The sequence below is a fragment of the Streptosporangium sp. NPDC004379 genome, from assembly GCF_042873875.1.
Taxonomy (GTDB): domain Bacteria; phylum Actinomycetota; class Actinomycetes; order Streptosporangiales; family Streptosporangiaceae; genus Streptosporangium.
Genome location: NZ_JBIAMC010000006.1, coordinates 158,602 through 184,195, shown reverse-complemented (window position 1 = coordinate 184,195; position 25,594 = coordinate 158,602). Strand labels below are relative to the sequence as shown.

General features: G+C 72.8%; 18 protein-coding genes. 5 read left to right on the top strand and 13 right to left on the bottom strand.

Annotated features, from left to right (window positions below; translation table 11 throughout):
* Positions 1–3: 3 nt before the first annotated feature.
* The 4 genes from ACFYSC_RS15265 to ACFYSC_RS15250 all read right to left on the bottom strand — a co-directional run bounded on the left by ACFYSC_RS15265 (position 4) and on the right by ACFYSC_RS15250 (position 4,728).
* Positions 4–1,038, bottom strand: coding sequence for an ABC transporter permease (locus tag ACFYSC_RS15265; protein ID WP_389961400.1), 1,035 nt, complete (start codon positions 1,036–1,038; stop codon positions 4–6).
* Positions 1,028–1,822: an ABC transporter ATP-binding protein gene (locus tag ACFYSC_RS15260; RefSeq protein ID WP_389961842.1), complete on the bottom strand. Its 795-nt coding sequence runs from the start codon at positions 1,820–1,822 to the stop codon at positions 1,028–1,030. The genes ACFYSC_RS15265 and ACFYSC_RS15260 overlap by 11 nt, the downstream gene beginning before the upstream one ends.
* Before the next feature lie 185 nt (positions 1,823–2,007).
* Positions 2,008–3,075: an ABC transporter substrate-binding protein gene (locus tag ACFYSC_RS15255; protein ID WP_389961398.1), complete on the bottom strand. Its 1,068-nt coding sequence runs from the start codon at positions 3,073–3,075 to the stop codon at positions 2,008–2,010.
* A gap of 309 nt (positions 3,076–3,384) precedes the next feature.
* Complete coding sequence (locus ACFYSC_RS15250) at positions 3,385–4,728, bottom strand: LCP family protein (protein ID WP_389961396.1); 1,344 nt, start codon at positions 4,726–4,728, stop codon at positions 3,385–3,387.
* Between the two features lie 287 nt (positions 4,729–5,015).
* On the opposite strand from ACFYSC_RS15250, the gene ACFYSC_RS15245 reads away from it, so the two are divergent.
* The 3 genes from ACFYSC_RS15245 to ACFYSC_RS15235 all read left to right on the top strand — a co-directional run bounded on the left by ACFYSC_RS15245 (position 5,016) and on the right by ACFYSC_RS15235 (position 7,982).
* Positions 5,016–5,900 (top strand): hypothetical protein, encoded by an 885-nt coding sequence (locus tag ACFYSC_RS15245; protein ID WP_389961394.1) that lies wholly within the window; start codon positions 5,016–5,018, stop codon positions 5,898–5,900.
* A gap of 40 nt (positions 5,901–5,940) precedes the next feature.
* A complete protein-coding gene (locus tag ACFYSC_RS15240) occupies positions 5,941–7,398 on the top strand; it encodes an MFS transporter (RefSeq protein WP_389961392.1) in 1,458 nt (485 codons plus the stop codon).
* Positions 7,399–7,613: 215 nt separating this feature from the next.
* The gene (locus tag ACFYSC_RS15235) at positions 7,614–7,982 is read left to right on the top strand and encodes a metalloregulator ArsR/SmtB family transcription factor (protein ID WP_362932658.1); all 369 of its coding nucleotides are present in this window, start codon (positions 7,614–7,616) and stop codon (positions 7,980–7,982) included.
* A gap of 112 nt (positions 7,983–8,094) precedes the next feature.
* Here the strand turns inward: ACFYSC_RS15235 and ACFYSC_RS15230 are convergent, their stop codons facing one another.
* The 3 genes from ACFYSC_RS15230 to ACFYSC_RS15220 form a co-directional block, all read right to left on the bottom strand.
* Positions 8,095–9,525: a sensor histidine kinase gene (locus ACFYSC_RS15230; RefSeq protein WP_389961389.1), complete on the bottom strand. Its 1,431-nt coding sequence runs from the start codon at positions 9,523–9,525 to the stop codon at positions 8,095–8,097.
* A gap of 95 nt (positions 9,526–9,620) precedes the next feature.
* Positions 9,621–12,413, bottom strand: a complete 2,793-nt coding sequence (locus tag ACFYSC_RS15225; protein ID WP_389961387.1) for an AAA family ATPase — start codon at positions 12,411–12,413, stop codon at positions 9,621–9,623.
* A gap of 132 nt (positions 12,414–12,545) precedes the next feature.
* A complete protein-coding gene (locus ACFYSC_RS15220; RefSeq protein WP_389961385.1) occupies positions 12,546–13,982 on the bottom strand; it encodes an LCP family protein in 1,437 nt (478 codons plus the stop codon).
* A gap of 371 nt (positions 13,983–14,353) precedes the next feature.
* Between ACFYSC_RS15220 and ACFYSC_RS15215 the strand changes: the two genes are divergently transcribed.
* Together ACFYSC_RS15215 and ACFYSC_RS15210 are read left to right on the top strand one after the other, a co-directional pair.
* Entirely contained in the window at positions 14,354–14,866 is a 513-nt protein-coding gene (locus tag ACFYSC_RS15215) for a GNAT family N-acetyltransferase (RefSeq protein ID WP_362932666.1), read from the top strand.
* A 134-nt stretch (positions 14,867–15,000) separates the two neighbouring features.
* Positions 15,001–16,761, top strand: a complete 1,761-nt coding sequence (locus tag ACFYSC_RS15210) for an ABC transporter ATP-binding protein (protein ID WP_389961382.1) — start codon at positions 15,001–15,003, stop codon at positions 16,759–16,761.
* Between the two features lie 192 nt (positions 16,762–16,953).
* Here ACFYSC_RS15210 and ACFYSC_RS15205 read toward each other — a convergent pair whose 3' ends face one another.
* The 6 genes from ACFYSC_RS15205 to ACFYSC_RS15180 are packed head-to-tail and all read right to left on the bottom strand — an operon-like array spanning position 16,954 to position 25,581.
* Positions 16,954–17,784, bottom strand: coding sequence for a glycoside hydrolase family 16 protein (locus ACFYSC_RS15205; RefSeq protein WP_389961380.1), 831 nt, complete (start codon positions 17,782–17,784; stop codon positions 16,954–16,956).
* Positions 17,781–19,592, bottom strand: a complete 1,812-nt coding sequence (locus tag ACFYSC_RS15200) for a hypothetical protein (protein ID WP_389961378.1) — start codon at positions 19,590–19,592, stop codon at positions 17,781–17,783. The genes ACFYSC_RS15205 and ACFYSC_RS15200 overlap by 4 nt, the downstream gene beginning before the upstream one ends.
* A gap of 46 nt (positions 19,593–19,638) precedes the next feature.
* The gene (locus ACFYSC_RS15195; protein ID WP_389961376.1) at positions 19,639–20,415 is read right to left on the bottom strand and encodes a hypothetical protein; all 777 of its coding nucleotides are present in this window, start codon (positions 20,413–20,415) and stop codon (positions 19,639–19,641) included.
* Positions 20,415–21,407, bottom strand: coding sequence for a MinD/ParA family protein (locus ACFYSC_RS15190; RefSeq protein WP_362932676.1), 993 nt, complete (start codon positions 21,405–21,407; stop codon positions 20,415–20,417). The genes ACFYSC_RS15195 and ACFYSC_RS15190 overlap by 1 nt, the downstream gene beginning before the upstream one ends.
* 50 nt (positions 21,408–21,457) lie before the next feature.
* Entirely contained in the window at positions 21,458–23,524 is a 2,067-nt protein-coding gene (locus ACFYSC_RS15185) for a hypothetical protein (RefSeq protein ID WP_389961374.1), read from the bottom strand.
* The gene (locus ACFYSC_RS15180) at positions 23,521–25,581 is read right to left on the bottom strand and encodes a hypothetical protein (RefSeq protein WP_389961372.1); all 2,061 of its coding nucleotides are present in this window, start codon (positions 25,579–25,581) and stop codon (positions 23,521–23,523) included. Before ACFYSC_RS15180 ends, ACFYSC_RS15185 begins: the two co-directional genes overlap by 4 nt.
* Between the last annotated feature and the right edge of the window lie 13 nt (positions 25,582–25,594).

The window sequence follows — 25,594 nt, the reverse complement described above, 5'->3', positions numbered from 1 at the left end:
CCGTCAGGCGCTCGTCCGCGCGAGGCCCCAGCGGCGGCGCAGTGAGGTGTCGGCCGTCTCGAACAGCAGGTCCACCCCGATGCCGATAGCCAGGATCACGATCATCGTGGAGAGCAGGCCGGCCGAGTCGGCGAGTTCGCGGTCGAAGAACAGCCGCTCGCCCAGCGACGACTGGTGAGCGATGATCACCACCAGCTCCCCGGCCATGAGCGACCGCCAGGCGAAGGCCCAGCCCTGCTTCAGCCCGGCCAGGAACGACGGCAGCGACGCCGGCAGGATCACGTGACGGTAGAGCTGCAGGCGGCGGAAGCCGAGCACGTGCCCGGCGCGCAGCAGGATGGGCGGCGTGTAGTCCACCCCGGTGATCAGCCCGTTGGCGATGGACGGCGTCGCGCCGAGGATGACCACGAAGGTGATCGCGCTCTCGGTCAGCCCGAACAGCAGGATGGCCAGTGGGAACCAGGCGATCGACGGCATGGTCTGCAGGCCGGTGATCAGTGAGCCGAAGGCGGCCCGCAGCACCCGGACCCGGGAGACCAGGGCGCCGACGACCAGCCCCACCGCCACCGAGACGGCGAAGCCCGTCACCGCGCGGCGCATCGTCACCCCGATCGCCTCCCAGTACTCGCCGCTGGTCAGCCGGTCGAGCAGGACCGGGGCGACGTCGGCGGGCCCGGCGAAGACGTACTCCGGCCAGAAACCGGCCCACACCACGCTCTGCCACACCGCCAGCACGATGGCCACGGCCAGCGCCATCGGCCACAGGCGGCCCCAGACGCGGGCGGCCGGGCCACCGGACGACTCGCCGCCCAGCTCCAGCGCGTCGAGTCCGGCGAGCTGCCGGGCGTGGGCGTCGGCGGGCACACCGTCCGCGCCGCCGGTGACCGCGGCGGCTCCATCGACCCCGCCGCCTCCGCCGGCCCCGTTGTCTCCGATGTCTCCGGGGCCGGCGGTGCTCCCGGGGCTCCCGGCGGTCGCGGTGGCGGTCGCGGTGTGACCGGCGTCGACGCCGGTGGTGATCCTGGTGTCAGCGGCCATGACGCATGACCTCCTCCCGGAGCCGGCCCGTCACCGCGCCGGCGATCTCCGCCACCTCGGCGGAGTCGGTACGGCGGGGCCGTTCGAGCGTGATGGGGAAATGCTCGACGACCCGCCCCGGACGGCTGCTGAGCAGCACGACGCGGTCGCCGAGCCGTACGGCCTCGCGGACGTTGTGGGTGACGAACAGGACGCTGAGCCGGCGTTCCCGCCAGATCCGCTCCAGCTCGTCGTGGAGCAGGTCGCGGGTCATCGCGTCCAGCGCGCCGAACGGCTCGTCCATCAGCAGGACGTCGGCGTCCTGGGCGAGCGCGCGGGCCAGGGAGACCCGCTGGCGCATGCCCCCGGACAGCTCGTGCGGGCGCTTGCCGCCGAAACCGCCCAGGTGGACGGTCTCCAGGAGCGCAGTCGCCCGCTCACGACGTTCCCGGGAGGCCACGCCCTGGACCCGCAGCGCCATCTCGACGTTGGCCGAGACGGTGAGCCAGGGGAACAGGGCCGGCTCCTGGAACATCATGGCGATCTTCCGTCCGCCGGTGCCGATCCGGCCGGCCGTGGGGCTGTCCAGCCCGGCGACCAGGGAGAGCAGCGTGCTCTTGCCGCAGCCGGAGGCGCCGAGCAGGCAGACGAACTCGCCCGGGGCGACGGAGAGCGTGACGTCGTCCAGGGCGTGCAGCCCTTTTCTGCCCTGGCCGTAGACCTTGGAGACGCCGTCCAGCCGGACGGCGGGGCCGGTGTCCCCGGTGTCTCCGGCGTCCCCGGTGGTTCCGGCGTCTCCGGCGATCCCGGAACGGATGGTCCCCGGGGCCGGGGCGGTCCGGCCGTCCGGCGCGTCCCCGCCGCCCCGGGCGTGCGGGCCGTTCCGGTCGCCCCGGTCGTCCCGGGCGCGTTCTCCGAGCGGAGTCCTCACGTCCTCCTCCTTCCGATCTGCGGGTTCTGTGGTTTCGGCGGGTACGGCGGGCCCGGCGCTCACCTGTCGGCGATCTCCGGGCGGCCCTTGGCCTTGTGGATCTGGTTGAGGACCGACAGGTCGTAGATGCCGTTCAGGTCGACGGGCTGGAGCAGGCCGATCTTGATCGCGTGGTCGGCGCTGGCGGTCAGCGAGGAGGCGATGGGGTCGTCGGTGAAGGTGATGTTGGCGAAGGCGCGGTCCAGGACCTCCTGCTTGAGCGGTTTGCCGGTCAGCTCGGCGAGGGCCGCGTTCACGGTCTTCGCGGCGTCGGCCGGGTCGGCCTCGATCGCCGCGTTGGCCTCGACGTGCCCTTCGAGGAGCTGCCGGACCGTCTCGGGGTGCTCGGCGGCGAACTCCTGGCGGACGATGAGGTGGGTGATCACGAACTGCTTGCCCGGCCACAGGTCCCGCTCGTCGACGAGGACCTTGCCCTTGCTCTCCAGGACCAGCCGGCTGGCGAACGGCTCCGGAACCCACGCGCCGTCGATGTCGCCGGTGGCGAAGGTCTGCAGCGTCTGGGAGTTCTCCTGGGGGACGATGCTGACGTCGCCGCCGCCCTTGGTGTCGGCCTTCAGACCCTTCTGCTGCAGCCAGTAACGCAGGGCGACGTCCTGGGTGTTGCCGAGCTGGGGGGTGGCGATCTTCTTGCCCCGCAGATCCTCGACGCTCTTGATCTCGGGCTTGACGACCAGCGAGACGCCGCCCGAGGCCGCCCCGGCGACGATCTTTATGGCCTTGCCCTTGGACTTGGCCCACGCGTTGATGGCGGGGTTGGGACCGATGTAGGTGGCGTCGACCGCGCCCGAGAAGACCGCCTCGATCGCGGCCGGTCCGGCGTTGAAGGTGCTGGTCTTGAGCTTGGTCGAGCCGAGGTGCCTGGCGAAGAGACCCTTCTCCACGCCGACCAGCGCCGTGGCGTGGGTGATGTTGGGGAAGAACCCGAGCCGCACCTCGGCGAGCTTGTCTCCGCCACCGGAGGCGGTCGCGGTGCCCGCCGTCTCCGATCCCCCGCAGGCGGTCGCCAAGGTCGTGAGCACCAGTGCGGCCAGTGCCGCCACCACCCCGCGAGCCCTGCGAGCCTTCATGGCCACTCCTAATTCCTACTAAACAAGTCGGCTATGCGTATATAAAGGCCGAGTCTACCCACCTGTCAAGTAGGAAATTGGCACGAGCTGGTCACGACCCCCTCCGGCGGGCGCCGGGCGCGACGGGTTCCGCGGTGCGCGCTTCGAGGCGGGTCCTGTGCCGCGAGCTTCGAGATGGATGAGGACGGCGGGTCCGCGCGGTGCCCGCCGTCCCGGATCGCTCCCGGAGGGTCCGCGCGGTGCCCGCCGTTTCGGACGGGGCCCCGGGGGGTCCGTGCGGTGCCCGCCGTTCCGGACGCCCCCGGAGGGTCAGCCGCAGACCGTGTCGAGGACCGTCGCGGTGTTCGGACGGAACCGCTGGGAGTCTCCGCGGTGCGTCACGACGGCGGGGGCCGGCCTGGTCAGGGTGGCCTCGATCTTGTGCTTGATCAGGTCGTAGTCGGGGTACGCGGTGTTGATCAGCGGCGGGACGAACTGCAGGGTCCGGATCTTGGACCGCTTCACCTTCTCCGCCAGCTCGACCAGGTTCGGCAGCATCCCCTGCGGGATGTCGGTGGAGACGGCGTGCATCGTGGCGTCGGCCAGCTTCTCGAAGCTCCGGAGGACCGTCACCGGGTTCGCCTGCTTGGCGACGGCGTTCATCAGGCACTTCTGCCGGCCCATCCGGACGTAGTCGTCGCTGTAGGTACGGGCCCTGCCGTACCAGAGGGCCTGCTCGCCGGTCAGCCGGCGGGTGCCGGCGGGGATCAGTCCCTCGTTCTGCCGGCCGTACACGATGGGGTCCCGTACGGTGACCCGCACGCCGCCCATCGCGTCGATGATGTCGGCGAAGCCGAACATGTCGACCATCGCGTAGTAGTGGACCGGCAGGCCGGTGATGCCGCTGACGGTCCGCTTCAGCAGCGTGGGGCCGCGGTGTCCCCGGGGGACGCCCGGGACGACCTCGGGATGGTCCTCGGCGTACTGCCAGACCTCGTTGAGCAGGCCGGGGGTGTAGGGCGGCTCGCCGCCGAAGCCGTAGGGGAAGTGCCGGTGGGCCGGGCCGGGGGGCATCGGGACCTTCTCCAGGTTTCTCGGCAGGCCGAACAGCACGGTGTCGCCGGTGTGGGTGTCCACGCTGGCCACGGTCATGCTGTCGGTGCGCACCCCGACCCGGTTGGCCGCGGCGTCGGCTCCGATCAGCAGGATGTTGATCCGGTCGCGGCCCTGCCAGGGGTCCACCGGGATCGGCGCGCTGTCGGCGGCGAAGACCGAGGTCACGACGTGCTGGGAGACGTAGGCGAGCCGGGCCGCGTACGCCATGGGGGCGATGACCAGGGCGCACAGCACGCCCACGGCGAGGGCCGACAGCAGCCGGGCCGGGCCGGACAGCGACTCCGGCCGGACGAGCTGGTAGGAGCGCACGACCACGGCCACGGTCGCGGCGGCGAACAGCAGTGCGGCCAGCCCGAAGGCCCACAGCCAGGCCGGCTGGACGATCAGGGCGAGCAGCTCGTCCCGGGAGGTGAGGAGGAGGACCGCGACCCCTCCGACGAGGGTGACGTAAGTCCCCATCAGGGCGACGCCGACCGCGCGCCGCCCGGTCCACAGGTGGGCCAGACCCCACAGGACGGCCGACCCCAAGGTGATCGCCAGGCTCGGCCCAATGTTCAAACGACCCCGTTGACCTGCCATCTCTCTAACATCTCCTGTCCGTTGGCCCCAGACGTCACAGGTTAGTAACGGTTTTCGGATGAATGCGCTATGAGGCGATGCGACGCGCGGGGAAGTCCGAGTCAAGGTTCGTTGGGGGGTCCCTGCCGTTTCCGGTAATTGACCACGCTCAAATCACGGCCAAAAGAGCGACATATACGGTTTTCCGCGATGAATTCGGGGATTTCCCGCTAAGGGGCTAGTGAGGGAATCGGTCCGAGGGTGACCGGCGGGCGGTGGGGAGAGCGGTGCGGGGAGCGATAAGCGTCTTTTCGATCATGCTCGGCTGCGCGCTCACCCCGTTCGCGCTCGCCGGTTTCTGGGTGGCGGACGAGATATCCGGCTCCGGCCGCTATGTGGCGGACGTCGCGCCGGCGGCGGCCGACCCCGCGGTCCGTGACGCCGTCGCCGACCGCGTCACCGCCGCGTTCTCCCGGCCGCTGCACGGCATGGACCGCCCGGCCACCGCCGACCTCGTCCACAGGTCCGTGAACGCGGTCGTCACCGGCCGAGACTTCCCCGCCGTGTGGGCCGAGCTGAACCGGGCGGCGCACCGGCGGGCGGTCTCCGCGCTGCTCGGCGGCCCCGGGCGGACGGTCCCCGAGCGGGTGGACCTGGACCTCACCCCGGTGTACGGCATGGCCCGGCGGGAGCTGGCCGCGGCCGGGCTGGCGGGCGCCTCACGCCTGCCCGTCCTGCACCCGCGGATCGGGCTGTTCCCCGTGCGGGCGCTGCACGACGCGCGGACGGTCTGCGGCTGGCTGGTCCGGCTGAAATGGGTGCTGCCGCTGCTGCCCGTGCCGCCGCTGGCGGCGGGGATGATCCTCGCGGGCGACCGCGGGGACGCGCTCACCGGCGCCGGGCTCGGGCTGGCCGCGAGCATGGTCGTGCTGACCGCAGGGCTGGCCGCCGTCCGTTCGCTCTGCCTGCCCGCCCTGACGGACGGCGGTCCCCCGTCCCCGGCCGTTTACCCGATCTTCGACGCGCTCGCCCTGTTCCCCAGGGTCGGCCTGCGCGTCGTCTTCGCGGCGGGCCTGGTCACGGCCGGGATCGTCGCCATCGTCCGCGAGCACCGGTCCTCACGTGAGCCGCCGCCGGACCCGGACCGTTCCGAGGTGTTCGCGCTGGTCTAGGGTGGCATGAGATGTTTTTCACGGGGTAGCCGGTGGCGCTATGAGCGACGTTGAGACGGGGACGGTGACCACGAAGGTCCCCGCACGGCTGGACCGGCTGCCATGGTCACGATGGCACTGGATGATCATCATCGGCCTCGGAACCGTCTGGATCCTCGACGGGCTCGAGGTGACCATCATCGGGAACCTCTCCGCGCAGCTCGCCAAGGAGGGAAGCGGCCTGGCGATCACCCAGGCCCAGGTCGCCGGCACGGCGGCGGCCCTCTACGTGGCCGGCGCCTGCGTGGGCGCGCTCTTCTTCGGCTGGCTCACCGACAAGTTCGGCCGCAAGAAGCTGTTCATCATCACGATGGTGGTCTACCTGGTCGCCACCGCGGCGACCGCCTTCTCGTTCTCCGCGTGGTGGTTCTTCCTCTTCCGCTTCCTGACCGGGTTCGGCATCGGCGGAGAGTACGCGGCGATCAACTCCGCCATCGACGAGTTGATCCCCAGCCGGCACCGCGGCCGCATCGACGTCGTCATCAACGGCAGCTACTGGCTCGGCGCCGCCGGCGGCGCGCTGCTGACCGTCCCCCTGCTCAACGACCTCCCGGTCAACATCGGCTGGCGCGTCGCGTTCGGCCTGGGCGTGTTCCTCGGCCTCGCCATCCTCCTCGTCCGGCGGCACGTGCCGGAGAGCCCCCGCTGGCTGTTCATCCACGGCCGGGGCCGGGAGGCGGAGGAACTGGTCGACGGCATCGAGGAGCGCGTCGAGACCGAGAAGGGCGAGCGCCTCTCCGAGCCCTCCTCCTCCATGACCATCCACCAGCGCCGGTCGATCGGGTTCGGCCAGATCGCGCACACGATGGTCGCCCGCTACCCCAAGCGCACCGTTCTCGGCTTCTCGCTCTTCATCGGGCAGGCGTTCCTCTACAACGCCATCACCTTCGGGTACGCCCAGATCCTGTCGACGTTCTTCAAGATCGACACCAACACCGGCTACTTCTTCGCGGTCATCGCGGTCGGCAACTTCCTCGGCCCGCTGCTGCTCGGCCACCTGTTCGACACCGTCGGCCGGGTGCCCATGATCTCCGGCACCTACATAGGGTCCGGGGTGCTGCTGCTCGGTACGGCCTGGCTGTTCAACCAGGGCGTGCTGACCGCCGTCACGCTGACCGCCTGCTGGTGCGTCGTGCTCTTCTTCGCCTCGGCGGGGGCGAGCGCGGCCTACCTGACGGTCAGTGAGATCTTCCCGATGGAGACCCGGGCCATGGCCATCGCCTTCTTCTACGCGATCGGCACCCTCGTCGGCGGCGTCGCCGGGCCCCTGATCTTCTCGAGCCTGGTCGAGAGCGGCCGGCCGGGTGACACGGCCCTGGCCTTCGCCATCGGCGCGGTCCTGATGATCGCGGCCGGGCTGGTCGAGGTGTTCCTCGGGGTGAAGGCCGAGGGCAAGAGCCTTGAGGAGATCGCGGAGCCGCTGAGCAGCGCGTCGGCCAAGAGCACCGCGGCGGCCTGATCGGGCTGAAGCGCACCGCTACGGCCGGATTCAGCCGAAGATCGTCGCAGCGGCCGGATCCGGCCGTTTCCGAGCCCGCCGGGCCTCATCCCGGCGGGCTCGGTCGTTCGCGGACGGAACCCGGTCGGCCCGCCGTGGCCGGCGGAACCGGGGAGACGGTGAAAGGCTTGGTACGATACCCATTATCACTTGAGCAGTTGTTCAGGAGTTTTCTCATGGATGTCCTCGCCGACCCGGACGCCTGCGCCGGCAGGGAGCCGGACGCGGACCGGGTGGCGGCGACGCGCGACCGGCTTCTCAGCGCCGAGGAGGCCACCCGGCTGGCCGAGCTGTTCCGGCTGCTGGGCGACCCGACCCGGGCCCGCCTCCTGTACGCGTTGCTCGACGGCGGCGAGCTGTGCGTCTGCGATCTCACCGAGACGGTGGAGGTCAGTGACACCGCCGTGTCGCACGCTCTGCGGCTGTTGCGGACCTCGGGTGTCGTGGCCGCCCGCCGGGCGGGCCGGATGGTCTACTACCGCCTCGCCGATCTCCACGTGCGGATGCTGCTCGACCTCAGCCGCGAGCACCTGCGCCACGCCTGATCCGCCCGTCCCGTCGGCCGTGCCGCCCCCTTCGGCCCGTGCCTGGCCCGCCGTCCCGCCGGCCTGTCCGCCGTACGATGGCGCCCCCTTCATCGGGTTTCGCTGGCTTGGTCTAGTTTTGCCGGACTTCGTCCGGTCTCCCCAGTCGGGGAGCGTCCTCCATGACGCCGGACGGCGCCTTCGCGTCATTGAAGAGCGGCAACTTCAGGACGAACCGGGCGCCCTCTCCCCGCGGCGGGTCCGTCGCGTACAGCGTGCCCCCGTGCGCCGTCGCGATGTCCCTGGCGATGGACAGGCCGAGTCCCGTCCCGCCCGCCTCCCGGCTGCGGGCGGTGTCCAGGCGGGTGAACCGCTGGAAGATCCGTTCCCGGTCGGCCTGCGGGACACCGCGGCCGTCGTCGACGACCTCCAGCACGGCGTCCTCTCCGGTCCGGCAGACGTTGATCTCGATCATGCCCGCGGCGTGCCGTTCGGCGTTGGCCAGCAGGTTGGTCAGGACCCTGCAGAGCTGGAGCCGGTCGCCCCGGACGGTCACGTTCGGATGCAGCCGCAGGAGCACCTCGTGCCGGGACGGCCGCTGCTCCATCTCGCTGGTGACCAGCTCCGCCAGGTCGACGCGATGGTGTTCGAGCCGTGCCCCGGCGTCGAGGCGGGCGAGTGTGAGCAGGTCCTCGATGACGGCCTGGAGCCGCTCGGCGTCCTTCAGCGCCGACCGCATCGCCGTCGCCGGGTCCTCGGCGTCCGGAGCGGCCAGCGCCAGCTCCAGCTTGGTGCGCAGGCCGGTCAGCGGGGTGCGCAGCTCGTGGGAGGCGTCGGAGGCGAAGCGGCGCTCCGTCTCCCTGGCGTGCTCCAGCCGGTCGATGGTCCCGTTGATCGACTCGATGAGCGTGCTCAGCTCGCTGCCGGAGGTGGGCACGGCTATCCGGCGGCTGAGGCCGGACACGGCGATCTCCGCCATCTCGGCGCGCATCCGCCGTACCGGTTCGAGGGCCCTGCCGACCAGCCACCAGGTGCCCCAGCCCACCAGGCCGAGGAGCACGAGGCAGAAGGCGGCCAGCGCGCCCTCCAGGGTGTGGCCGACCAGCAGCGGCGGTTTCCGCTCGGCCGCATAGACCATGACGTCGCCGTATGGGGAGGACCTGTCCTCCATGCCGACGACGACGAAGCACGTCCGCCCGGATCTAGAAACCGTCACGCAGGGGGTGTCCACCACACGGGTGTCATCGGCGCCAGGCCACACCCGGCTGATCGGCGGCCTCCTCTCCAGCATGGGGCTGGCCGCGACGACCCGGCCGGCGCGGTCGACGGCTTGCAGCCGGCTGACGGTGTCAGCAGGGATGACCCCGTCGGGCGCCCCCTGATGGACCTCCCTGACCGCCAGCCGGGCGGCCCGGGCGGCGCTGTCCGTCACGTCGTTCAGCGCTTTGTTCCGCAGGGCCGTCGACGTCGCGAGCGCGCCGATCCCCAGCACGAGGGCGAAGATCAGAACGGTGATGAGCGTCGCCCTCCCCTGCAAGGAGCGCGGGCCTCGCCAAACGGTCACGGACCTCCTCCGGTCTCCTTCCGGTCGGGCACTCACCAAACACTAGGAGCCGGACATTCGGCGGCGGGTAAAGCAGGAAGACCTTTCGCGACTTTTTACGTGAAAAGGACAATATCCGGCAGTTCGCCCCGAGAGGCGACGCCGAGCTTGGGATACGCCTTGTAGAGGTGGTATCCGACCGTGCGGGGGCTGAGGAAGAGCTGGGCGGCGATGTCCCGGTTGGACAGCCCGCGGGCCGCCAGCCGTACGATCTGCAGTTCCTGGGGGGTGAGCCGGGCCAGCACGCCGGGGGCGGGCGCCTCGGGCGCGGCGGACCCGGTCGCGCCCAGCTCCGTGCGGGCCCGCGCGGCCCACGGCGCGGCCTCCAGCCGCTCGAAGGTCTCCAGCGCGGACCGCAGGTGCGGGCGGGCATCCGATTTGCGCCGGGTACGGCGGAGCCACTCGCCGTAGAGCAGCTCCGTCCTGGCCTGCTCGAAGGGCCGCGCTCCGGTCTTCAGCGCCGCGGTGAAGCACTCCTCGGAGTCCTCCAGCAGGGCCCGGCAGCGCAGCACCAGGGCGTGCGCCCAGGGCCGCCCGGTACGGCGGGCCCAGTCGCGGTAACGGGCGAAGGGGCCGGCCGCCCGCTCCGGGTCGCCGAGCCGTACCGCCGCCTCCACCAGGTCGGGCACGCACCGCGTCTCCGACACCTGGTACCCGCCCGCCAGGGGCGCGAGCCGGGTGAGCGCCGCCTCCACGCGGCCGTGGCCCAGGTCGAGCGTGCCCAGCGCCCAGGCCGTCCAGCCCGTCCCGATCACGCCGTCGGCCAGGGCGTCGTTGACGAGCGCGTGGCAGCGCCCGTCGTCGCCCTCGACCGCGGCGAGATAGGCGAGGAAGGCGCTCAGCTGGCCGGCCCACTGCGCCTGGCCGGTGTCCCGGGCGATGCGCAGCCCCTCGTCGGCGGCGGCCAGCGCGTCGCGGTGCCGCCCGTGGAACAGTTCCGTCTCGGCGGAGAAGAACAGCAGCGTCGGCAGCACCCCGATGGTGCCCCGGGTGCGGGCCTCGTCCACCAGGGACCTGGCGACCTCGCCGACCTCGGCGTCCTGCCCGGCCGCCAGCCCGATCCCGCAGACCTGGACCAGGTCGCGCGGGCTGTCGGCGCCCGCCCGGCGGGCCTCGGCGACCACCTCGGTGAGCGGGGGGAGATCATCGGGCCCCGACAGCACCGCCGTGACGAAACCGGCGACCGGGGCCAGCGGGTCGCCCGGGGGCAGGGTCAGCGCGCGCAGCCGCTCCGTGACGCGCGCCACCTCGGGCTCCCCGAGGTACCAGGCGCTGTGGAACGCCTGGATCAGCATCCGGGCCGCCCGCGCGCCGTCCACCGGCGCGGCGCCGTCGAGCAGCGCGTCGTACGCCTCGCGCGGCGCTCCCCGCAGGAAGGCCGCCGTCGCCCGGACGTGCGTGAGCCGGGCCCGCAGCGCCGGGCTCCCGCCGCTCCCGTCGCTCTCGCCGGCCCCATCGCCCTCGCCGTCGTGGCCGGGGCCTCCGGGGTCGTGGTGGCCGTCCGCTCCGTCCGTACGTCCGGCGTCACCGGCGAGCGCGGCGAGCTGCCGGGCGCCCTGCTCGGCGAGCGCCCCGGCCCGGTCCAGCTCACCGGCCCAGATCGCCGCCTCGGCCGCCAGCGTGAGCCGCCGGGCCCGTGTCTCCGGCAGCGCGCTGAGCCGGGCCGCGCGGTCGTAGGCCGAGGTCGCGGCGGCGTACCCGCTGCGCTCGCTCGCCCGTGCGGCGGTGCGCTCCAGTTCCGCGGCCACCTCCTCGTCGGGGCCGGTCGCCGCCATGGCCAGGTGCCAGGCCCGCCGGTCGGCGTCGTCCTCTCCGGTGAGCGCCTCGGCCAGCGCCCGGTGCACGGCCAGCCGCAGGCTGGGCGGGATCCCCTGGTAGACGGCGGCGCGGACCAGGGGGTGGCGGAACACGACGGAACCCGCCTCGACCCGGACCAGCCCCGCGCTCTCCGCCGGGTGCAGGTCCTCCAGGTGGTCCCCGAACCTGGCCGCCGCCGGCAGCACGACGTCCAGGCCGCCGGTCCCGGAGGCCGCGGCCACCGCCAGCAGCCCCTGCGTCGCCTCGGGCAGCCGCCTGAACCGGTCGAGGAAGGCGTCCTGGACCCGCTCGGTGAGCGGCAGCGCCGTACCGTCGTCCGGGTCGCCGGGCGGGACGCCGGGGGTTCCGGCCCGGGAGAGGGCGGCGGGAAGCTCGATCAGCGCGAGCGGGTTGCCCCGGGCCTCGGCGAGCACGCGGTAGCGGACGACCGGGTCGATGGTCTCGCCCGCGACCGACCCCAGCAGCGCCGCGGCGGCGACGGGGTCGATCCCGCCGAGCGTCAGCTCCGCCACGCCCGGCGCGGTGAACGGCTCACGGGCGGCGAGGACCAGCGCGATCCCCTCGGCGTCCAGCCGCCGCGCGGTGAACAGCAGCGCCTCGGCCGACGCCCGGTCCAGCCACTGCGCGTCGTCCACCAGCACCAGCAGCGGGCCGTCCTCGGCCAGTTCGCTCAGCAGCGAGAGTACGGCCAGGCCGACCAGCAGCCGGTCCCCGGGCTCGGCGGCGGCCAGGCCGAACGCCGCGCGCAGCGCCCGTTCCTGCTGCGCGGGCAGCGCCCCCGCCCGGTCGAGCACCGGCCGCAGCAGCAGGTGCAGGCCGGCGAACGGCAGCTCGGACTCCGGCTCCACCCCGGTGCCGCGGATCACCCGCGCGTCCCCGGCGGCCTCGGCCGTCTCGGCGGCGTGGTCGAGCAGCGCGGTCTTGCCGATGCCGGGCTCGCCCCGGACGAGCAGGGCGCCGCTCCGGCCCTCGCGGGCGTCCGCCAGCAACCGGTCGATGACGGACTGTTCGGCCGATCTACCGTGCAACATGGGAGAAACCCTACTCATTCGCCCTGCTGGGCCGTGAAGTGTCATGCGGTCCGGCCGGCGGGGCGGCCACGGTCCCGGATCGGGACGACGGACCCGGCGTGTACCGGGGGCGGCGCCGGCCGGACGGAGAGGTCAGGCGCCCGCGCAGGAGTCGTGGGTGGCGTCGAACCCCTTCAGGCTGTCCGTGTCGTTCTTCCTGATCGGCTTGAGCCCCTTCCAGTCGTCGCCGACGGTCAGGATGAGCCTCGGCGTGGTCGCCCGGGGCACCGCCAGGCCGGTCGAGACGAGCAGGTCGCGGGTGAGCGTGGGGACGCCGGGCTCGCCGTTCGGCGAGTACGCGATCGTGGTCTTCGGGTACGGCTTGCGCGGCGCGTCACCGATCTTGTAGATGTGGTAGTCCCGTTCCTCCAGCTGGACGGCCACCTGCGAGCCCAGGCCGGAGCGGCTCGTCCCGTTGCGGACCTCGACCTGGATCTTCGAGCGGGAGACCTTCGTCTGCCCGCCCTTGATCCCGGAGCCGGCGAGCGTCCTGTCCCGCGCGACCATCTGGAACAGCGCCTTGCTCTGCGGCTGCGTCCACTCCACCCGGCCGGGATAGGTGGCCGAGTATCTCCAGGGCGTGGTGACGAAGCGGATCTGCCCGGCGGCCATGCCCTTGGCGCTCGTCGCCAGGTCCTTGATGACGCCCGTGGTGAGGCCGGAGTCGGTGGTCACCGACTTCGTGGCCGCGTCCAGGAAGCCGAAGAGCCTGGCGGGATCCGTGAGCGTGTCGCCGCTCATCACCTTCTTGACCATGGACGCGACGAACATCTGCTGCCGCTGGATGCGGCCGATGTCGGAACCGTCGCCGAGGCTGTAGCGGACGCGGACGTAGCCGAGGGCCTGCTCGCCCTTGAGGAGCTGCCGTCCGGCGGGGAGGGTGAGCAGGGCCTTCTTGTCGTGGATCGGCTCCGGGATGCAGACCTCGACGCCGCCGACCGCGTCCACCATGCTCTTGAAGCCGGTGAAGTCGACCTTCACGAAGTGGTCGATGCGGATCCCGGTGAGCGACTCGACGGTCTTCCAGGTGCAGCCGATCCCGCCGAAGTTGAACGATTCGTTGATCATGCCGATGTGTGCCCGCTGACCCTGGAGGCCCCCCGTGGCCTTGCAGTCGGGGAGCTGCACCATGGAGTCGCGGGGGAAGCTGATGATCATCGCGTTGTCCCGCTTCGGCGAGATGTGCGCCAGCATGATCGTGTCGGTCCGCTCGCCGACGGCCGGGCCGTACTTGGCGTTCTTGCCGTTGCGCTGGTCGGAGCCGACCACCAGGACGTTCAGCGCCTTGGTAGCAATCTTTGCGGGTCGCGGGCCCAGCTCCTCGGCTCCGACCTCGACCCGCTTGACGTTCCCGTTCAGCTTGACGTAGGCGGCGGCCGCCGTCCCGGCCACCGCCACCACGACGGCGGTGCCGCCGGCCACCGTCCACCGGAGCCACCGGCGGCGACGCGGTACGGCCCGCGCCGGGGGCTTCGCGGGCGCGGGCTGCGCGGGGGGCTCCGCGGGCGCGTCCATCGACCCGTTGCTCACGTGACTCCCAAGGGGACTGGCCGGGGCGCGCGCCCTCGGCTGGGGCCGGATTCCGGCAGAGGGAGTGTACTGATCCCAGGTAAAAGTCAAGTAAGGATTGCGCATATAGCCTTTTGCCCCATAGATACGCTTTCATGACGCTCTAAGCGTTTCGGCTGGTCGTGGGCCCGGGCGGGACGGGTGCCGGAGGGCGGTCTCCGCGGGCCGGTGCGCCCGGTGAGGGTTCCGGGCGAATGCCGCCCGTGGGGATGCCCGGTGACCGGCTTGCCCACGCGGATTCCGGGTGGGTCGGCGTGCCCATGAGGGGCTTCCCCGTGCGGTGCGCCGATCGGGGGTGAGGCCGGGGAAGCCGGTCTTGTTATGATCCGCCGATGATTATCCGAGTCGGCGGTCTCGCCGATGTCCCGGCGGTGCTGGCGATGTTCGACGGTGCGGTGGCGTGGCTGACCGCGCGGGGCCGTACCGGGCAGTGGGGCAGCGAGCCCTTCTCCACCAATCCCGCCCGCGCCGAGAAGGCCGCCGAATGGGCCGCCTCGGGCGGGATGCGCATCGCCGAGATCGACGGCCGGCCCGCCGGCTGCCTCGTCGTCGGCCCCGCGATGGAGTACGTCCCCCAGGCCGCCGAACCCGAGTTGTACGTGCGGGTCCTGATCAACGACCGGCGGTTCCACGGCCGGGGCGTCGGCTCCGCGCTGCTGGAGCGGGCCGTGACGGAGGCGGCGGAGCTGGGCGTCTCGCTGGTCCGGGTCGACTGCTACGCCGGGGACGACGGCCGGTTGGTGCGCTACTACGAGAGCCAGGGGTTCACCAGGACCGAGACGTTCACGGTGGGCGAGTGGCCCGGTCAGATCCTGGAGCGAAGGCTTCCCGTCACGACGGGCTGACCGGGCGGCCGGGCGCACCCGGGTCGCACCCGGGTGCGCCCGCGGGCCGCCGTGTTTCCGCGGCGGGGCGGTCATGCGTAGGAAATATCGACAAGAGAGGATTGGGACTGGGTTTACCGTCTTATGGGGGTTTCGTGAACACTGCTCTCGATCATTCCTATCGGGGCGAACATCCCGTCCGTACCCTCGCCTACCTCTTCAAGGAAGACCGTCTCAAGCTGGTCGCCGCGGTCTTCGCCTTCCTCCTCAAGCACAGCCCCACCTGGCTGTTGCCGCTGATCACCGCCAACGTCATCAACATCGTGGTCGGCCACCGCCCCATCGTCGAGCTGTGGGCCAACACGGCCGTCCTGCTCGCCCTGCTGCTCCTCAACCACCCCTTCCACCTCCTCTACGTCCGCTGGATGCACGGCGCGATCCGGCGGGTGGGCGTCGACCTGCGCTCCGCGCTCTGCCGCCGCATGCAGCAGCTCTCGATCGGCTACCACTCCCGGGTCAGCGCCGCCGTACTCCAGACCAAGGTCATCCGGGACGTCGAGAGCATCGAGCAGACCAGCCAGCAGGCGAGCGACATGGGCCTCTCGGCCCTCACCACGCTGGTCGGCGGCCTCGCGGTGATCGCCTTCCGGGTGCCCGCCGCGATCCCGGTCCTCCTGGTGATCGTGCCGGCCGCCGCCTTCCTGGTGATGCGGCTCCGCACCCGCCTGCGGGAGGACAACGAGAGCTTCCGCCGCGAGGTCGAGACGCTCTCCAGCCGGATCAGCGAGATGACCACCCTCATCCCCATCACCCGGGCGCACGGCCTGGAACGCGACGCCCTGCACCGCGTGGACGGCACGCTGACCAAGGTGCTGAGCAAGGGACTCAGACTCGACCTGCTCAACGGCAGCTTCGGCGCCCTCGCCTGGATCCTGCTCAACGCGCTGGGCGTCGCCTTCCTGACGGGCTCCGCGCTCATCGCCTACTACCAGGTCATCCCGATCACCGCCGGTGACGTGGTCATGCTGACCACCTTCTTCACCACCCTCACCTCCGCCGTCACCTCCCTGCTCAGCCTGACCCCGGTGATCAGCAGGGGACTGGCGTCGGTCCGGTCGATCGGCGAGGTGCTCCAGGCCCCCGACCTGGAGCACAACGAGGGCAAGGTGAAGGTCGACTCGGTGCGCGGAGAGGTGGAGTTCCGCGACGTCGGGTTCTCCTACGGCGAGCCCGGCGAACCCCCCGCGGTCACCGGCCTCACCCTCAGAGCGGTGCCCGGAGAGACGATCGCCCTCGTCGGACCCTCGGGCGCGGGCAAGTCGACCGTGCTCAACCTCGTCATCGGCTTCCTGCGGCCGACCTCCGGACGGATCCTGCTCGACGGCCGCGACATGGAGACGGTGGACATGCGGACCTACCGCCGCTTCATGTCGGTCGTGCCGCAGGAGTCGATCCTGTTCGAGGGCAGCATCAGGGAGAACGTCACCTACGGCCTGGCCGACGTCTCCGAGGAGCGGCTGATGCGGGCCCTGCGGGACGCCAACGCGCTGGAGTTCGTCGAACGGCTGCCCGCCGGGCTCGACACGGTCGTCGGGGAACGCGGGGCCCGGCTGTCCGGCGGCCAGCGGCAGCGGCTGGCCATCGCCCGCGCCCTGATCCGCGACCCGCGCGTGCTGATCCTCGACGAGGCGACCTCCGCCCTGGACTCCCGGTCGGAGGCCCTCATCCAGCAGGCACTGGCCCGGCTGGTCGCCGGCCGTACGGTGTTCGTCGTCGCGCACCGGCTGTCCACGATCCGGAACGCCGACCGCATCGCGGTCATGAGGGACGGCGGCATCGCGGAGGCCGGCACCCACGAGGAGCTGATGCGGCTGCGCGGCGTCTACGCGGGGCTCCAGCAGGCCCAGCTCGCCTGACGCGGCGGAGCCGGGGAGAACGGCCGGGAAGAACGGAGCCTGCAACGGCGGAGCCGGGAACGGAGGGTTCCGGGAGTCCGGAAGAAGGAAGGGCGCGGGACGGTCTCGCCGTCCCGCGCCCTTCGCCGACCGGATCGTCCATCGGCCGGCCCGCCCGGCGGTGAGGTCGTCCGGTGAGGTCACCCGGCGGGATCAGCCCGTGCCGACGGCGTTCAGCGGATAGATCCGCAGCCAGTCGACCTCCATCCACGCCTCTCCCTCGGTGCCTCCGCCGGGGAACCAGTCGAGCTGCAGGCACGGCTGCATCACACCGGTCGTGTGCCTGGCCGAGCGGAACCACTCCTTGCCGTCGATGTAGCCGACCGTGCCCTGCGGGCTGACCTCGACCGCGTAGGTGTGCCAGGCGGTCACCTCCACGTCGGAATAGGACTGGTACTCACCCTGCGGGGTCTGCAGGTAGAAGTTGGGACGCCACTTGCCCGGATAGTCGTAGACCCCCAGGAAGTCGATCTCCTCGTTCGTGGTGCTCCGCACGTCGCCCCCGCCGTCGCGCGGCCACAGCAGGGCGAGGGGGCGGTAGGCGGTCGCCCCGCCCTCGTACATCCGGACCCGGGTCTCCCAGCGCCCGTACGCCTGCTCGTGACGCGCGCCGATCCCGGCCGTGGTGCCGTCGGCGCGGCCGTAGAGGTAGAGCGAGCCGTTGCCGATGTAGAGCTGGTCGGGGGAACGGCGGCCCTTGCCGGCATGGCCGGGCGAGTTGTAGACCACCCAGTCGGCCGGGTCGAGGACGCGGTCGAACTCCGCGCACCACGAGGGCGTGCCCCAGCGGAGGGTCCCGGCCGCGCTCGCCTGACCGGCCGCGCTCGCCTGGCCGGTCGTGTTCGCCTGGCCGGCCTGGGCCGGGCCGCAGACGGCTCTCGCGGCACCGGACGCCGCCTGACCGGGGGCGGCGCCGATCGTGCCCGCCGCCAGCACGGCCACCAGGCCGAGTACGGCCGTCCGCGCCGGTAATCGATGGATCATCGTTGCTCCTTGGAACTGGCACAGAGCGCCGAGGGGCTGAAGCCCCAGCAACCGGCCTTGACCGGGGTCGCGGGCCGCGGGGCGGACCCGCCCGGCGCGAGCGGAACGGAGTATGCGGGTGGTGCGAAGGCCCACCGGGGCGCCCAGGACGGCGCCTGACGGCCGGTGGCCTGCGGTGGCGCGGCAGAGCCGATCGTACGGCCATGCCAGGGCGCGAGACTCCAACATGCCGAATCCCGCCACGACGCGCAGTCACCGGAACCCGCGACCCCCGAGGTGAAGAAGGAACGCGCCAGCGGAGGCAGCGGCAGGACCGGCCTGGTGGCGGGGACTCCGAGGAGAGCCGCGGCCGAGTGGTCACCGGACTCCGTGGCCGGCTGACCGGTGGAGAACGCGGGGTCGGTGGGAGCCACGGCGGTGGGGGTCACGGCGGGGACGGGCGCCGCGGTCGGATCGGCCGTGGGACGTTCCGTACGCGCGGTCGGGGCCGGGTCGGGGACGGCGGGGACGTCGTCGGTGACGCCGGACTCATCGGCGGTCGGGACGGGAGAGGGCTTCGCCACGTCCCTGGGAGCCTTCCTGGGCGTCCTGCCGGACCTGTCCGGGGTGCCGTCCCCTGACGTGGCCTTCTTCGACGACTCCTTGGCGCCCTTCCCGGAGTCCTTCTTCCCGGACTCTTTCCCGGAGGACTCCTTCGTGCCCTTCTCGTCCTTCTTCCGGTCGTCATCCTTCGGAGCGTTCTTACCGGCGTCCTTGTCCTTCTCGTCCTTGCCCTTCTCCCCGGACTTCCCCTTCTCCTCGTCCTTCTTCCCCGAGTCGCCCTTCTCCGGGTCGTCCTTGCCGGTGGGACCCTCGCCGCCCTGGGACGGCTTGGTCTCCGGTCCCCGGGGCTGCTCGGGTGTCTGCGGGGCGGGGGACTCGCCTCCCGAGGACGGGGGCTGCGCCGTGGCCTCGGGTGCGGCGCTGGGCGCCGGAGCGGGGGAGTCCTTCCCGCCCTTGTCATCGGTGCCGGGCGCGTCCTTGGTCGTGACGTCGGGCGTGTCCTTGGTCTTGGAATCGGGTGCGTCCTTGCGCTTGGCGTCGGACCGCGGCGCGTCCTTGACCTTGTCATCGGTGTCGGGCGCGCTCCTGGTTTCGGCGTCGGGCTTGTCCCTGCGCCTGATATCCGGTTTTGGAGTGATTTTTCGGACTGTGGTGCCGGAGGAGTTCTTCCCTTCCCGCCCGGTGTCGCGGTCGGCGTCACGATCGGAGGCGCGGCCGGAGTCGTCCGTCCTCCTCTGGCTGGAGTCGGAGGTGCCGGAGGAGCCCTTCGCTCTTCTCGGCGCGGGCTCGGACCGGTCGGTCGGCTCGGACCGGGGCGCCGAACGGGACTCGGGTGCGGGACGGGACCGTGGCGCCGGGTCGGAGCCGGACCGGGACGCCGTGTCCGACTCGCGGGCCCCGCCTGACCCGCCGCCCTCGCGGGAGCGTGAGGACGTGCCGCTCTCATGGGAGCGCGAGGACGTGCCGCTCTCCGCACCGGAGGAGCCGCCTCCTCCGCTCCGGGGCCTCCCCTCCACGGTGGACGACTCGTCGCGGGAGGAGTCGTCCTGAGGCGCGGGCGCGTGCTCCCGGCCGCCGCCGGGAGCGGGTTCACCCGGGGCGATGGCGGAACCGCCGGCCGGGTCGGACGACGAGGCGCCGGTCCACTCCTGGTCGGCCTTGGCGTACCAGGGCTGGGCGACGACCGCGCCGGCCGTCGCGGAGACCCCCGCCAGGAGGAGGCCGGAGACCAGGGTGACGCGGCGAGGTGAGCTGCGTGGGGACATGTGCGGTCTTCCTCGTTCCATGGGCGTTCTACGCGTTCTGCGTGTTCTACGGGGTGGAGTCGGGAGTGGGCGCGGAATCGGGTGCGGACAGGGACTTCCAGCCCGCGGCGGTGAACTCCGGGGTCCCGGGCAGGGCGACGGCGGGCAGGGCGCCGGGGGACGGGTCCGGGACGTTGACCCAGTCGCCCTTCCCGCTGGCCCGCATGTCGGGGTGCCAGGTCATGAGCAGGTTCATGGCGTACGGGCTGGAGTAGATCGGGTCGGTGTCCTGGGTGCCCTTGGTGGCGGTCACCTGCACCAGCACGGACACCTGGATCTGGTCCTGGGCGCGGACCCGCCACTGGACCCCGATCGTCCGCGTCCGCATGGCGGCGCCGTCCGGGAGCGCGCCGGTCTTCGGCAGGCCGAGCGTCTCACGCCAGCTCGCGACGGTGTCCCGGGCGCCGGCGCGGGCCGCCTCCTGCTGGTCGGGCGGGACGTACAGGACCGCGGCCCGCTCGGCCTGGGCGGTGTCCAGCGTCCAGGCCGCCTCCAGGGTGGCCGCCGCCGCCGAGACCGCGCCCAGCTCGGTGCGGGGGAACCCGACGGGGTAGCCGGCCTCGCCCTCGTACCCGGCGGGGGTCGCGAGCACGACGGAGTCGGTGGCGGCGTTCGTCACCCGCACCGTCGGGGGTTCGGCCTCGGGCCGCAGCACGTGCCACACCCAGACCGCCATGAGGATCGCCCCGACGATCGAGACGACCACGATGATCATCCGTCGGGGGGAGCGGGACGGCGGTCCGAGGTCCCAGTCGAGATCGACGTCCTCGGGAACGGGCGGCACTAGCGGCTCCGGTCGGGACGCTGGCCGAAGGACTGGCCGGCCGCCGCCGCCAGGCGCAGGTACGCCCCCCGGGTCGTGGGCCGCAGCCGGGCGAGATCGACCTCCGCGCCCTCCTTGAGATGAGGGTCGTAGGGGATGCGGACCACCGCGCGGCAGCGGGAGGCGAAGTGCCGTTCCAGCAGCGACAGGTCCACGTCGGTCTTCGGCTCCACGGCGTTCAGCACGACGATGGCGTTCCTGACCAGGTCGGCGTGCCCGTGGGCGGTGAGCCAGTCGAGCGTGGCGGCGGCCGAGCTGGCCCCGTCCACCGCGACCAGGGTGACCAGCACGATCTGGTCGGCCAGCTCCAGCGTCGCGTCCATGGCCCCGTGCAGCAGGCCGGTCCCGCAGTCGGTGATGCAGATCGAGTAGTAGCGCTCGATGATCCCGGCCACCGTACGGTAGTCGTCGGCGTTGAACGCCTCGCTCACCGCGGGGTCGGTGTCGGACGCGAGGACCTCCAGCCGGGCCGACGACTGGGAGGTGAAGGCGCGGGCGTCGGCGTAACGGAGGATGTGCGGGGCCTCGGCCAGCATGGTGCGGATGGTCGCGGCCGTCTCCGACTTGACCTTCAGCCCGAGGGTTCCGCGGTCGGGGTTGGCGTCGATGGCGATGACCCGGTCACCGCGCAGCGAGGCGAGCGTGTTGCCGAGGGCCACGGTCGTCGTGGTCTTGCCCACCCCGCCCTTGAGGCTCATGACCGCGATCCGGTGGTGCCCGCTCGCGACGGGGGTCTGGGCCTGGGCCATCAGTGTGCGGCGTTCCAGTTCGGCGGAGGATTCGGACGGGGTGATCCGGCCGCCGGACAGCCGCCAGACGAGCCGCCGCCATCCGCCCGCGGGCTCGGGGCGGCGGTTGGTGAGCAGGTGTTCCGCGGTGAGTGGGATCGCGTCCTGGAACTGTTCGGCCGGGCCGTGCGGCGAACGCTGCGTCCTCGGGGGCGTCTCCGTCATAGCCGGGGTCCTTTCGCGTAGAACTTGCACGAGGCTGGGGGACGGGGCGGTCAGCAGGTACGCCAGCGCACCGTCGTGGTCACCGAGTCGTCGGGGCCGAACACGGTCAGGGGAGCGGAGACGGAGGCGGGGACCCCGCACCACTGGCGGACCCTGAGGGCGCGCAGCACGATCACGCCCGTCTGGCCCTGCCGCAGCGTGCCGCTGGACGGGGTCACGGCCAGCCCGGGAGCCGAGATCCGCCATTCCAGCGGCTCGCCCGTGAGGGTGAGGAGCAGGCTTCCCTGGCCGAACTCGTCCAGTGTCACGACGGGCGGGACGCGCAGCCGGCCGGCGAGTCCGCCCGAGACGGCCGGGGCGGTTCCATCGGCCGTGGACGGGGCGGTCTCGGGCCCGGTGGCGGCGGACGACTGCAGGGGCCCCGCCGGATCCTCGGTGCCGATGACCGGGCCGAGGAGGCTCATCCCGGCCAGCGTGCCGGCCGTGCCCGCGACCGCGACGATGATGACCTTGATCGTCGTGGTGCGGAACCTCCTCCCGGCCCATGACATCGCCTCGGCGAACCGGACACCGGCTCCGAACCGGATCCCCTCCGGCCCGTCGTCCGGTCCGTCGTGTCCGTCGTGCGTCCCGGAGCCCGTTCCCGCCCGCGCGCCACGCCCGCCCGGCGGGGTCCGGCGGGTGATCGCGGGCATGGAGGGGACGGTGGCCGCCGCGTCCTGTTCGCGGGTCTCCCGCGCCCTCGACTGGGAGAGCAGGGCGTTGTAGAGCGGGGTGTCCTGACCGGGCGTGGGCGGGGGCGGGGAGGGCGGCCGGGCCTTCGGTGGCGACGGCGGTGTGGTCGCCGAGCTGTCCGGGAGAACCGGCCGGTAGGGATTCCTGGAGCGGTCCTGGCGCGCGGGATACGGCGCGGCGCGGTCGGCGCGCGGCGTGGTGCGGTCGGGATACGGCGCGGTGCGGTCGGCGCGCGGTGCGGCGCGGTCGGCCTGCTGCCGTTCGGGGCCGGCCGGCATGTAGGGGGGCCTGGCACGACCCGGCCGGGGACGCCGTACGGCGATGCCGGGCATCGTGTCCTCCTGCGACCTCGACGCCGGGCCGGGGCCGGCGGCATCGGTTCCGGCGGTCTCCGCGGGCGGTGGCGTGGCGGGCGTGCCGGACACGGCCGGTACGGCGGGCGCGGCCGGTGCGGCGGGCGGGGTCGGCGCGGGCATGGGAACGGCGGGCGCCGTGGGCGCCGTGGGCGCCGCGGGTGTCGTGGAGGCCGTGGGTGTCACGCCCGCCGTACCGGTCGTGGACGCCGTGGGTGTCGCGCCCGCCGTGGGCGTCGCGGTCCCTCCGCCCGGTGACGGGGGCGCGGAGGCGGTCCTCGGCGCAGGCGGCCGCGTGGCGGGCCGGAGGGAGTCCAGGAGCCGCTGCCTGACCTCGTCGGTCAGCGGCGTGACCCGGGGATGGGAGATCATCTGCGGGACGGTGTAGCGGATGTTGATCGGTCGCGTGCACACGGTGCACCGCACCATGTGGGACAGCAGGTCCTCGCGGGCCTCCGCGAACTCCGCGGCGGGCGGGACCGTTCCTTCGCCGGGGAACACGCGCTCGGCCAGCGGGGCGAGGTCGCGGCAGGTGGAACGACGATGGGCGAGGGCGTCCAGCCCGCTCACGAGGGTCTCGATCAGGTCCTGGGTGCGGGTCGTGAGCCCGGGGACCTCCTCGACGGAGATCGACAGCGCGTGGGCGAGGTCCTCGGTGGTCAGCTCGTGCCGGTACATCAGCCGGAGCGCCTCCGCGCCCAGCGGATCGACGATCGTCCAGGCGCGCTCGATCAGCCGGCGTTCCGGCATCCCCGGCATGTCGGCTTCCGGCACGTATCCCGCCCGGTAACCGGGCGAGATACGGCACTCCCGCCGGAGGAAGGCCAGCAGGCGTCCCCGGGGCGTCACGCCCCGGGGCGCCGGTCCGCTCCGGCACGCGGCCAGCGCGGACGCCGCCGCCGCCATCGCCCGGGTGGGCGGGAGGTGGCGGGCGGCGTAGTCGATCAGGTGTGCGCCGTGCTCGCCCACCCAGGCCGCGGCCTGGCCGGGACCGAGCACGGCGCGCCCCGCTCCGGGGGACGTGCTCATGAGCCCGAGTACTCGCCCTCACCTGAGCCTTGGTATTCGCCCTGGTCCGAGCCCGGATAATCACGCTGACCCGAGTCCGGGTATCCGCGCCGGCCCGAGCGCTGGTCCGGGTCCGGATACTCGCGCCGATCCGAGCCCTGGTCCGGGTCCGGATACTCGCGCCGATCCGAGCCCTGGTCCGAGCCCTGGTATCCGCCCTGGTCCGAGTTCTGGCCCGAGCTCTGGTCCGAGCTCTGGTCCTGCCCGACCTGACCCGGTTCGGCCTGGCCGGTGGCGGGCGGAGCCTGCCGGACGTCGGACGGATCGCTCACCACGAGCTCCAGGTTGCGTTCGGAGAGGCCGGTGAACTTGGTCCAGTTGCTGACCTGACCGGGCGCCGGGTCGGCGTACAGCCAGCGGATGAACGCGGGCCACGCGCACGAGTCACGCGGAACGGAGAAGCCTCCCTGGGACGCGCCCAGGTCCGCGAGCTCGTCCTCGGAGTAGTTCCGGCACTCGGGGGTGCCGGGCGGGGCGATGTTGAGGTCCCACACACCGTTCTCGTCGGTGTACCGCATGTTCTTGTCCAGCCCCAGGGCCTCCTGGGCCCGCCGCATGAGCTCCGGGTCACGGAAGATCGGCAGGGTGGAGAGGTCGGGGGTCTCGGCGCGGGGCGCGGACCGGTCCGCCGGGGACTGTTCGGCCGGAGGCTGCGCGTCCTGGCCGGTGGGCGGGAGCGCGTTCTGGTCGACCGGCGGGAGCTGCGTGCCGTCGGCGGACGGAAGCCGGTCCTGGGGAGAGGGCAGGGGAACCGGGGTGATCCGGGCGGAGCTCGTCGGCTGCGGGGCCGGGTTCGCCGGCGCGGACGGGCCCGAGGGAACGAGCGGCTTCATGGTGCTGTTGGGCGCCGCCGGGGTGAGGATGCCGGTCGGCCGCGCGCCGATGGGCGCGTCGGAGGGCCGGGCCGCCGTACGCGGATCGGCCGGCGGCCGGGTCGCCATGCGGCGGTCGGCCGGCGGCTGGGTCTCCGTCCGGGGGGCGCTCGGCGGCTGGGACGCCGTACGGGGGTCCCCCGAGGGCCATGCCTTCACGCGCGGGTCGGCCGACGGCCGGCCGTGCCGCCGGTTCCACCGCGACCGGTCGTCAGGCGTCGGCTGCGCCGTACGGACCGAGTAACCGTCATGCGGGGAACGGGTCCGGTGGTCGTGGTCGCCCTTCCGGGGGGACCGCGGGTACGCCGACGGCGGTGGGGTCCGGGAGCCGTCGGACGGCCGCGCCGCGTCGGGTCCGTTCGAGGGACGGGTGGCGGGCCCGTTCGAGGATTGGGCGCCGGGTCCGTTCGAAGGACGGGCGTCGTTCCTCGGGGAGGGCGGCGGCGGAGGGGGTGCGACGACCTCTTGCTTCTGCTCGGCGGCGGGCTGTTGCTGCTGCTGGATCCGGCTGCCGTTCTCGGAGAGGTCGCGGCCCACCTTCTCCGTCGGGGCGGGTTTGGGAGCCGGCGCCTTGGGAGCGGGGGCCGGAGGCGGGGGAGCCACCTGGCGGGTGTTCGCGGGAGGCTGCTGCACCGGGGCGGCGTCCTGCTGCTGTGCGCGCGGGGCGGCCGGCGGATTCGCGACGGGCTGCGTCTTGGTCTTCTCGCTGGCCTTCGGGGCGGCGTTCTCCTTGGGCGGCGGAGCCGGCTTGTCGGCGTTCTCCGGAGTGCCCGGCCGCAGCAGTGCGCCGACCGCTCCCGCCACGGCCGGGAGCGCGACGCAGCCGCTCGCCCCGCCGGCGATCGCGTGCCCGTCGGTGGTCGCGGCCAGGCAGACCTTCGTGCTGCCGGTGGCTGCGCCCCGGGCGGCCTGGCCGCTCCCGGAGAGCCGGCCCGCGCCGGACGCGCCCAGCGCCGTCCAGGCGCCTACCCGGTCGTCCAGGCGGTACGTGCCCGCGACCAGGCGCATCCCTCCTGCTTCGGGGGAGTCCGCGGAGTTGGACCGAGCGGCGATGACGGCTCCCAGCCCGGCGCCGGCGCCGAACACGCCGATCGCGACACTGGCGGTGACCACCGTCGCGCGTGAGGCCCTACGTGAGGGTGTCATCATGAACGTTCCT